Genomic DNA, 9,730 nt, shown 5'->3' on the forward strand with positions numbered 1-9,730 from the left:
GCAGCGACGTGGTCGGCGGGATCGGCCAGGGTTTTGATGCGGTCCTTGATTTCGCGCAACGCTTTCAGACTCGTTTCGAGAGCCGCAGTCGGAACGCCCTGCAACACGTCCGTTGCAATGGCATCGCGCAGGCCATCGAGATCGCCGACGAGTCTGCGGCCGGCCGGAGTCAGGAACAGGCGGTTGGCGCGCCGATCCCTGGGGTCGCTGCGGCGCTCGACGAGACCATGCTCGACCAACCGGTCAAGCAGACGCACCAGCGAAATCGGCTGCAATTCCAGGACCTCCGCCAAATCGACCTGGGACAGGCCCTCCTGTTCGCGCAGACGGAAAAGCACGATCCATTGCGCGCGCGTGGTGCCGCGGCCCTTGGCGCGGTGATCGATATAGTTTCGCAAGAGCCGCGAGGTTTCGACCAGTTGCGAGACGATCTGCTTCTTCAGGTCAAGCGACATTGGTCCTGGCGCCCCGGGGATTGGCAAACGAATAGAATTCTCAAGCGATAGTGTGTTTACACATTAAGTGCACGCATATTATATTTCAGCGTCTATGCACTTTGAGCAAGACTCGCTACTTTTATTTTTTTAAGTCTGAAGGCCGACATGAACAAATCGCGGGGAACGCGTTGGATTTTGCTGGCCTTGGTCGTCGCCGGGCTCGGATATTACGGTTGGCAGCGCGTCGGCGATGAACACCAAAAAGCGGCAGCCAACGGCGGGCAAAAGGGATCCCGCGGTGCAGTACGGGTCAGCGTCGCGGCCGTCGAAAAAGCGGACTTTCCTGTCTATCTGACAAGCCTCGGGACGGTTCAGGCATTCAATACGGTCGTGGTCCGCTCCCGCGTCGACGGGCAGATCGACAAGATTGCCTTCACCGAAGGTCAACTGGTCAAGCAAGGCGACTTGCTCGCCGAAATCGATCCCCGGCCCTACCAGGCGGTGCTCGATCAGGCCAAGGCCAAGAAAGAACAGGACGAAGCCAATCTCGCCAATACCAATCTGGACCTCCAGCGCTACATCAAGCTCGGCGAGTTCGCGACCCGCCAGCAGCTCGACACGCAGCATTCCGCCGTAACGCAGTTGACCGCGCAGATCGCAGCCGACGTCGCCGCCATCTCCAACGCGCAAACGCAGCTGGATTATACGCAGATCAGCGCGCCGATCTCGGGCGTCGTCGGTCTTCGGCTGGTCGATATCGGTAACATCGTCAACGCTTCGCAGCAAACCGGCATCGTCACGATCACGCAGATCGAGCCGATTGCGGTGATTTTTACCGCACCGGAAGACCAGCTGCCGGACATCAAGAATGCGCAGGGCGCCAACCCGCTGAAAACGATTGCGATAACCACCGATGGCAAGCGGCCGCTTGCCGAGGGCAAGCTCGCGGTGGTCAACAATCAGGTCGACACCACCAGCGGCACCATCCGTCTCAAGGCTGTTTTCGAAAACAGCGATCACGCGCTGTGGCCGGGCCAGTCGGTCTCCACGCGACTTCTGATCAGAACGCTCAAGGATGCGACGGTGGTCCCGGACGAAGCCATCCAGCACGGAACCGACGGTCTTTACGTTTACGCCGTCGATCAGAACAGCAAGGCCGAGCTGCGCAAGGTGACGGTCAGCCAGTCGATCGACGGCCGCTCTGTCATCGAGCAAGGCTTGTCGCCCGGAGAGCGCGTCATCACCGCCGGCCAGTTCAAGATTGCGCCGGGCACCCCAGTCAGCATTGCCGTCGCCAATTCGGATCCGACGCAACCGAAGGTGCGCGAGGAATGAGCGAGGGGATCTCCGCTCCCTTCATCCGATACCCGATCGGAACCTCGCTGATGATGGCCGGCATTCTGTTTGTCGGTCTCGTTGCCTACCCGCTGCTACCCGTCGCGCCGCTGCCGCAAGTCGACTTCCCGACCATCCAGATCACCGCGCAGTTGCCGGGCGCGAGCCCCGAAACCATGGCCTCATCGGTGGCGCAGCCGTTGGAGCGGCAATTCGCCCAGATTCCGGGCATCGCCCAGATGACGTCGACCAGCTATCTCGGCACGGCGTCCATCACCATCCAGTTTGATCTCAATCGCAACATCGATGGCGCCGCCAACGACGTCCTCGCGGGAATCAACGCAGCCGGCGGGCAGCTGCCGAAAAATCTCCCCTCGCCGCCGACCTACCGCAAGGTCAATCCGGCAGATTCGCCGATCCTGCTGTTGTCGGCGACCTCAGACACTCTGCCGCTGACCACCGTCAGCGACAGCGTGGACACTCAACTCGCCCAGCAGATCAGCCAGATTTCCGGTGTCGCCCAGGTCAACATCGGCGGCCAGCAAAAGCCTTCGATCCGTATTCAGGTCGATCCGGCGAAGCTCGTGGCCAAGGGTCTGTCGCTGGAAGACGTGCGCGCCCAGATTGCGAACGTGACCGTCGACAGCCCCAAGGGCAACATCGATGGCGACAAGCGCGCCTTCACGATCTACGCCAACGACCAGTTGCTGGATTCCAAAGACTGGAACGACGCCATCATCGCCTATCGCAATGGCGCGCCGCTGCGGATTCGCGACATCGGCCGGGCGGTGACAGGCCCCGAAGACGCCAAGCAGGCGGCATGGGCCAATGGCCAGCGCGGCGTGTTTCTGGTGGTGTATAAGCAGCCCGGCGCCAACGTCATCGATACCGTCGACAAGATCAAGGCCCTGCTGCCGCGGCTCGTGGCCGGCATTCCGGCCGCGATCAAAATCGGAATTATGAGCGACCGAACGCAGACCATTCGCGCCGCGGTCGAGGACGTGCAGTACACGCTGCTTCTGACCATTTTGCTCGTCGTGATGGTCATCTTCATCTTCCTGCGCAGCTTCTGGGCGACGGTGATCCCGGCCGTGACGGTCCCGCTCGGCCTGCTCGGCGCCTGTGCGCTGATGTGGATATTCGGCTACACCCTCGACAACCTGTCGCTGATGGCACTGACGATCGCCGTAGGCTTCGTCGTCGACGATGCCATCGTCGTCCTGGAAAACATCACGCGCTACATCGAGCAAGGCGAGAGGCCGCTGACGGCCGCGTTCAAGGGATCCAGCGAAATCGGATTCACCATTTTGTCGATCAGCATCTCGCTGGTTGCGGTGCTGATCCCGCTTCTCTTGATGGGCGGCATCATCGGACGCCTGTTCCGCGAATTCGCGGTGACGCTGGCCATGACGATCTTCGTCTCGATGGTGGTGTCGCTGACGCTGACGCCGATGATGTGTTCGCGCTTCTTGCGTCCGCACAGCGACCACGACGTCCATGGCAAATTGTATCAATGGAGCGAGCGGGGCTTCGACGGCATGCTGCGCGCCTACGAGCGTGGGCTCGACATCGCCCTCAACTGGCGGCGGACCACCCTGGTTGTCTTCTTCGCCACCCTGGCGCTGTCGGTCTACCTGTTTACGATCATTCCGAAAGGCTTCTTCCCGCAGCAGGACATCGGCCTGATCACCGCCACATCGGAAGCGTCGCAGGACATTTCCTTCAAGGATATGGTGCGGCAGCAGGAGGCCCTGGGCGCCATCGTCATGGCTGACCCGGCGGTGGCGACGGTGGCGATGGCGATCGGCGGCACTGGACGCGCCGGCAACAATGGCAACGTGTACATCACGCTGAAGCCGCACGGCCATCGTGATGCAAGCGCCATGCAGATCATCGCCCGCTTGCGCCCCAAGCTCGAGAAAGTCCAGGGCGGAAAGCTCTACATGCAGGCGGCACAGGACGTGCGGATGGGCGGCCGGGCGACCCGCACCCAGTTCGAATTTACGCTTCAGGACGCCAATCTCGACGAGCTCAACGAGTGGGCGCCCAAGGTGCTCGCCAAAATGAGAGCGCTGCCTCAGCTCCGCGACGTTGCCACCGACCAGCAGTCCTCAGGCACGACGCTTCAGCTCAAGATCAACCGCGATACCGCGGCGCGCTACGGCATCCTGCCGCAACTGATCGATGACACATTGTACGATGCTTTCGGACAGCGTCAGGTCACGCAGTATTTCACACAGCTCAACAGCTACCATGTGATCCTGGAGATCCTGCCCGAACTGCAGGGAAGCCTCGACACGCTCGACAAGCTCTATATCAAATCGCCCACGACCGGCGACCAGGTGCCGCTGTCGGCGTTCGCGAGCTGGACCAGCGTGCCGGTGCGCCCGCTTTCGATCAGCCACCAGGGCCAGTTCCCGGCGATCACCATCAGCTTCAACCTCGCGCAGAACGCCGCCCTCGGGCAGGCGACCGAAGCCGTGCAACGGGCGATGGCCGAACTCGGCGTGCCATCGACCGTCAATTCCAGCTTCCAGGGTACCGCGCAAGCCTTCCAGCAATCGCTGGGAACGGTTCCACTCCTGATCATTGCCGCTCTTGTTGTCGTCTATCTGATCCTCGGCATTCTCTACGAAAGCTATATTCACCCGCTGACCATTCTGTCGACCCTGCCCTCGGCGGGGGTCGGCGCCCTCGCGATCCTTATGGCCTTCGGCTACGACTTCAGCCTGATCGCCCTGATCGGCATCATCCTGCTCATCGGAATCGTCAAGAAGAACGGCATCATGATGGTCGACTTCGCGATCGCGGCCGAACGCGACGAGCACCTGACGCCGGAAAAGTCGATCAAGAAGGCAGCGCTGTTGCGCTTCCGCCCGATCATGATGACGACGATGGCGGCGCTGCTTGGTGGCGTGCCTTTGATGCTCGGCACCGGCACGGGCTCGGAAATCCGTCAGCCTCTCGGCTATGCGATGGTCGGCGGTCTCTTCGTCAGCCAGGCCTTGACGCTGTTTACGACACCGATCGTCTATCTCTATCTTGACAAGCTCTCGAATGCCTTCTCCAACTTGGGCAGATCGAAGAAGAGCGATGCCTCGGATATGTCCGGGCATAGCGCTGTCAAGGAAGCTGCCGAGTGATCTCGCCAATCGCCGCAGTCTGTTCCGGAGGCCGTTCGGTGAAGCTCTCGATACCCGCAATCACTGTCGCCCTCGCCGGGCTGGCCGTCACGGCGGCTTGTTTTGCCCAAGGGCCGAGGGAAATGCCCAGGACCAAGGGGCAACCTCAAGTCCCACCCCCGGCGCCCTCGCCGCCTTCCGCGGCAGCGGCGCCGGCCCAGCCCGGATGGGTCGCCCGCTGCTCAAGTGCAAGCCGCGATGCGCCGCTCGAATGTGCGATGGAGCAAAGTGCGGTCCTCACCAAGACCGGGCAGCTGGTCGCGCTGGTCAACATCCGCGTGCCGGGAGATACGAGATCGCCGATCGCGCTCGTGCAACTGCCGCTCGGCCTCAATCTGCAAGCCCCTGCGAAACTGCAGGTCGATGAGGGCAAGAGTGTCGAGCTTCCGGTCCAGACCTGCGAGAGCAGAGGCTGCTACGCGACTGTCCCGGTTTCTCCGGAAATGCTCAACGCAATGAAATCAGGCAAGCAGCTGAAGATCATCTTCCAGGATCTCGCAAAGGAAACCATCGCGATCCCGATGTCACTCGCCGATTTTTCTGCCGGCTACGACAAGATCAAATAGCTACCCGATCCCGAGATAGGCCTTCTGCACCTGTGGATCGTTGGCGAGATCGCCGGCCTTGCCAGACAAAACGCTCTTGCCCACTTGCAGCACCGTTGCGGAATCGGAGACTTCGAGGGCGAGCTCAATCGATTGCTCGGCCAGCAATATCGTCAATCCCTCCCGATGCAGCCGGCCAAAGGTGTCGTACATGGCTTCGACCACCGCCGGCGCAAGGCCAAGCGACGGTTCATCCAGCATCAGAAGCTTTGGATCGCTCATCAATGCACGGCCGACCGCAAGCATCTGGCGCTCCCCGCCCGACATGGTGCCGGCGCGCTGGTTGCGCCGCTCTGCCAGCCTCGGAAAAATGTCGTAGACCCGCTCCAGCAGAGCCGTAACGCGGCGTTTGTCATGCAGCGGAGTCGCACCGAGCTTCAGATTGTTCTCGACGCTCTGCTGGACAAACAGACGCCAGCCTTCGGGAGCCAGCGCGAGCCCCTCGCGCACGATCGAAAAGGCTCTCCGTCCGCCGATCGGTTGCCCGCGAAATTCGATCGAACCGGCATGCAGAGGAATCAGACCGGCGATGGCATTGAGAACCGTGGTCTTGCCGCCGCCGTTCGAACCGAGCAGCGCGACCACACTGCCCTCGGGAACGTCGAGCGAAACGTCGGACACACCGATCAGATCGCCATAGCGAACTTCCAGATGCTCGATCCGGAGCAAGGGAACCGTCACGACGTAGGACCTCCCAACAGCTCGATCGGCGTGTGGGCAGCTGCTGCCTTGGCCGCGCGCTTGCCAAGATAGGCCTCGATCACGGTGGGGTTGGCGGTGACTTCGCGGGGGGTGCCGCGGGCGATCTCGCGGCCCTGATGAAACACCAACACCCGCGTCGCCAGCGACATGATGACTTCCATGATGTGCTCGACGATCACGAGCGTGACGCCCGAACGATGGATGTCGCGCACCAGATCGATCGCGAGCTGCACCTCGCGTTGCGTCAAACCGGCCATCGCCTCGTCCAGCAACAGCACTTTCGGCTCAGTGGCAAGCGCGCGGGCGATTTCCAGCCGCTTGCGGCCCGGCGTTCCCAACGATCGCGCCGGCGCCGCCGCCAACGGACCCATGCCCACGCGTTCCAGCACCGCCCGCGCCCGCGCCTCGGCTTCCGACGTGCGGGAGGTGCGCAGAAACGTGCCGATCATCACGTTCTCCAGCACCGACATGCCCTCGAAGGTCTGCGGCACCTGAAAGGTCCGCGCCAGACCCAGCCGCGCACGCGCCTCCGGCGCCAGCGAGGTGATGTCGTGACCTTCGAACAGCACCCTTCCCGAAGTCGAGACAAGGTCGCCGGTGAGGCAATTGAAGAAGGTGGATTTGCCGGCGCCGTTGGGCCCGATCAGGCCGAGAATGTCGCCCTCGCCTACCGTGACGGAAGCGTTATCGACGGCCTTGAAGCTGCCAAACGTCTTGGTGATCTGGCGCGCTTCAAGGAGCATGGACGGCGCCTTTCGAGGCAACTTGCGGCTGCGTTGTCGCAGCAGCCCGGCGCAACCAGTATCGCTGCGCCAGAGCAAGTACGCCCCCTGGCTGGAAGCGGGCGATCAGCACGATGATTGCCCCATACACCACAAAAGTCAGCCCCGCGCCTTTGCCGCCCAGCAGGCTGTTGGAAATCTCCTCCAGCGGAACCAGGATCGCCGCCCCTACCAGCGGCCCGAAAAGCAGACCGGCGCCGCCAAGTGCAGCCATGATCAGGATCTTCACCGAGATCAAAAGGCCGAGCCCGGATTCAGGATCAATAAAACCGAACATCATCGCATATAGGGCGCCGGCCACGCTGGTGAGGCCAGCGCTGAGCATAAAGGCATAGAGCTTGGTGCGAGTGGCCGGCGCGCCGAGCGACCGCGCAGCGCGCTCGGAGTCGCGGATGGCGCGCAAATAAAATCCCAACCGGCTGCTGTTCATCCACCAGGTGATCGCGAGAGTTACCGCAAGGACGGCAAAGAACAGATAGTAATACGGCAATGCCGAGATAAACGAGAGGTCGAACACATTCCGCGGCACCGTCGGCCCACTCAGACCCACGCCCGCGCCAAGGTACGGCGTGTTGGTGACGATCAGCCTGAAAAGTTCGGCGACTGCAATCGTCGCCATGCTGAAATAATGTCCGGACAGGCGTAGCGTTGGCACTCCGATGACAGCGGCGATGCCGACGCTTGCCACGATCCCGATCGGGATCCCGAGCAGCGGCGACCATCCAAAATGGGCGTACGCGCCCATGGCGGCGTAGGCCCCGCAGCCGAAGAAAACGACATGGCCGACCGACACCTGTCCGGCGTAACCACCAACGACGTTCCAGGCTGAGGCCGCAATCGCATAGAGCAACACCAGCGCACCGAGCCGCTGCTGAAATGGCGTTGAGAACAGCAGCGGATAAGCCGTGATAACCGCGAGCAGGACGAAAAGCCAAACGAGGCGCCGCATCAAGCCCTGCCCATCAATCCTTGCGGCCTGAACCAAAGGAAGCCCAGGAACAACGCGTAGACGACCATATCCTTGTAGACGGCGCCGATGAGGTAGGCCGAGAGGGATTCGATGACGCCGATCAGAAGTCCCGCGACCAGCGCGCCTGGCACGCTGCCGAAACCACCAAGCGATACGGTGACAAAGGCAACGATGCCCAGGGTCTCGCCGACGGTCGGGACGATGTAGAAGAACGTAGCGATCAGCGCGCCAGCGAGCCCGGTGGCACCGGCCGCAATCGCCCAGGCGATCGCCTGCATGGTGTCGGGACGAATGCCCATCAGTTGCGCCGCCGTTTCGTCCTCAGCGACCGCGAGCATCTTCGATCCGAGGGCGGTCCGCGTCAGGAGAAAATGCAGGGCCAGCGTCACCGCAAGCGCCACCACACCCGCGAGCAGCCGGGATGCCTGAATGCGAAGGCCCCAAAATTCGAGCGTGCCGCCGACGAGATTTTCAGGCAATGACGAAAAGTTGGCGCCGAACCACCAGAAGACGGAATATCGCAGCAATAGCGCGAGTCCGAAGGTGCCGAGGATCTGCGCCAGCATCGGCCCCTTCATGATGCCGCGGATCAAGGTGAAATAGACGGTCACGCCAAGGGTTGCCAACACCAGCACCGCAAGCGGAGCGCCCGCCCAGGGACCGGCCCCGAACAGGGTCCAGACCACGAACGCGACATACATGCCCAGCATGACGAAGTCGCCATGGGCAAAGTTGACAATATTCATCATGCCCCACACCAGCGTGAGGCCGGACGAAAACAGCGCATAGACGGCGCCGAGCAAAAGACCGCCTGCGATCACCTGAAGAAGCGTTGAGGACATGCCGTCGATCGGATCCGGATCAGCAAACTACCGCGCTTGCCAAAGCAATGAGAGCGGCGTCGCCGCCGCTCCCTGAAACAATCTTACCAGCCCTTGTAGGGGAGAATGGGCGACTTGTCTGAACTGCCTTTCGGCCAGACCGCAACGTAATGCTCGCCGTCCTGCAATTGGATGATGAGGCTCGAGGCCAGGATGTTCTGGCCCTTTTCATTGAACTTGACGCCCTTGTACCCCATCATCAATTGATCGGGTTTGAGATCGGTCGCTTTCAGCGCGGCCTGGATTTTGGCGGGTTCAGTCGAGCCGGCGTGATCGATAGCGTCGCAAAGCACAAAGAACGCCTGCATCGCGCGGCCCGTGGTGTCGTCCATGTCGTAGCCGGTCTTCTTCTTGTACATCCCGGCAATCAGCGCTGTAGGTGAACCGGCCGGACCGATGCTCCATGACGAGCGGTTGAGCACGCCTTGCGAAATCTTGCCGACCGCCTTGACGAAGGATGGATCGGAATAGCCGGAATCGTCCGCCATCAGGATCGTCGGCTTGTAATCGAGCGCCTGCATCGTCTTCTGGTAGAGAATGGCATCGGTCGTGTAGGCGATCATGATCACGACATCGGGCTTTTTCTCCTTGAGCTGCAAGATCTGGCCCTGCACGTCGGTGGCATTGATCGCATAGGGAATATCGAGCGCAATCGCCTTGCCCTTCTCCTTGAAGGTGTTCGTGATCACGTTGGCGACCGAGACGCCGTATTCGGTGGTGTCATGGACGATCGCAATACTGTCAGTCTTGATACCCGCCGCCTGCATATCGGAGAGGAAGTCGTAATCGATCTTGGCGATGTCGGAAGCGATCGGCGTGGTGCGGAAAAACCATTT

9 protein-coding genes are annotated in these 9,730 nt (G+C 61.6%); 3 read left to right on the top strand and 6 right to left on the bottom strand.

Annotation, left to right across the window (positions count from 1 at the left end; all coding sequences use genetic code 11):
* Positions 1 to 455: MarR family winged helix-turn-helix transcriptional regulator (locus NEZ08_RS19950; RefSeq protein ID WP_298110716.1), on the bottom strand; the 455-nt coding region annotated here is incomplete at its 3' end.
* A 147-nt stretch (positions 456 to 602) separates the two neighbouring features.
* Here NEZ08_RS19950 and NEZ08_RS19955 point away from each other — a divergent pair.
* The 3 genes from NEZ08_RS19955 to NEZ08_RS19965 all read left to right on the top strand — a co-directional run bounded on the left by NEZ08_RS19955 (position 603) and on the right by NEZ08_RS19965 (position 5,520).
* Positions 603 to 1,772, top strand: coding sequence for an efflux RND transporter periplasmic adaptor subunit (locus NEZ08_RS19955; RefSeq protein WP_298110718.1), 1,170 nt, complete (start codon positions 603 to 605; stop codon positions 1,770 to 1,772).
* A complete protein-coding gene (locus NEZ08_RS19960; RefSeq protein ID WP_298110720.1) occupies positions 1,769 to 4,915 on the top strand; it encodes an efflux RND transporter permease subunit in 3,147 nt (1,048 codons plus the stop codon). Before NEZ08_RS19955 ends, NEZ08_RS19960 begins: the two co-directional genes overlap by 4 nt.
* Positions 4,916 to 5,037: 122 nt before the next feature.
* Complete coding sequence (locus NEZ08_RS19965; protein ID WP_298110736.1) at positions 5,038 to 5,520, top strand: invasion associated locus B family protein; 483 nt, start codon at positions 5,038 to 5,040, stop codon at positions 5,518 to 5,520.
* On the opposite strand, the gene NEZ08_RS19970 is transcribed toward NEZ08_RS19965, so the two are convergent.
* The 5 genes from NEZ08_RS19970 to NEZ08_RS19990 form a co-directional block, all read right to left on the bottom strand.
* Complete coding sequence (locus tag NEZ08_RS19970; protein WP_298110723.1) at positions 5,521 to 6,240, bottom strand: ABC transporter ATP-binding protein; 720 nt, start codon at positions 6,238 to 6,240, stop codon at positions 5,521 to 5,523.
* Positions 6,237 to 7,004 carry an ABC transporter ATP-binding protein gene (locus NEZ08_RS19975; RefSeq protein ID WP_298110725.1) on the bottom strand — a complete coding sequence of 256 codons (768 nt, stop codon included), beginning with the start codon at positions 7,002 to 7,004 and terminating at the stop codon, positions 6,237 to 6,239. Before NEZ08_RS19975 ends, NEZ08_RS19970 begins: the two co-directional genes overlap by 4 nt.
* Positions 6,994 to 7,992: a branched-chain amino acid ABC transporter permease gene (locus tag NEZ08_RS19980; RefSeq protein WP_298110728.1), complete on the bottom strand. Its 999-nt coding sequence runs from the start codon at positions 7,990 to 7,992 to the stop codon at positions 6,994 to 6,996. Before NEZ08_RS19980 ends, NEZ08_RS19975 begins: the two co-directional genes overlap by 11 nt.
* Complete coding sequence (locus NEZ08_RS19985; protein ID WP_298110732.1) at positions 7,992 to 8,855, bottom strand: branched-chain amino acid ABC transporter permease; 864 nt, start codon at positions 8,853 to 8,855, stop codon at positions 7,992 to 7,994. Before NEZ08_RS19985 ends, NEZ08_RS19980 begins: the two co-directional genes overlap by 1 nt.
* A gap of 83 nt (positions 8,856 to 8,938) precedes the next feature.
* The coding region (locus NEZ08_RS19990; protein WP_298110734.1) for an ABC transporter substrate-binding protein at positions 8,939 to 9,730 on the bottom strand (792 nt) is incomplete at its 5' end.

Source organism: Bradyrhizobium sp. (assembly GCF_027451485.1).
Lineage (GTDB): Bacteria > Pseudomonadota > Alphaproteobacteria > Rhizobiales > Xanthobacteraceae > Bradyrhizobium.

Coding starts and splice junctions, on each gene's coding strand:
- NEZ08_RS19975 (WP_298110725.1), bottom strand. CDS start 7,004: ATGCTCCTTGAAGCGCGCCAGATCACCAAGACGTTTGGCAGCTTCAAG.
- NEZ08_RS19960 (WP_298110720.1), top strand. CDS start 1,769: ATGAGCGAGGGGATCTCCGCTCCCTTCATCCGATACCCGATCGGAACC.
- NEZ08_RS19985 (WP_298110732.1), bottom strand. CDS start 8,855: ATGTCCTCAACGCTTCTTCAGGTGATCGCAGGCGGTCTTTTGCTCGGC.
- NEZ08_RS19980 (WP_298110728.1), bottom strand. CDS start 7,992: ATGCGGCGCCTCGTTTGGCTTTTCGTCCTGCTCGCGGTTATCACGGCT.
- NEZ08_RS19965 (WP_298110736.1), top strand. CDS start 5,038: ATGCCCAGGACCAAGGGGCAACCTCAAGTCCCACCCCCGGCGCCCTCG.
- NEZ08_RS19955 (WP_298110718.1), top strand. CDS start 603: ATGAACAAATCGCGGGGAACGCGTTGGATTTTGCTGGCCTTGGTCGTC.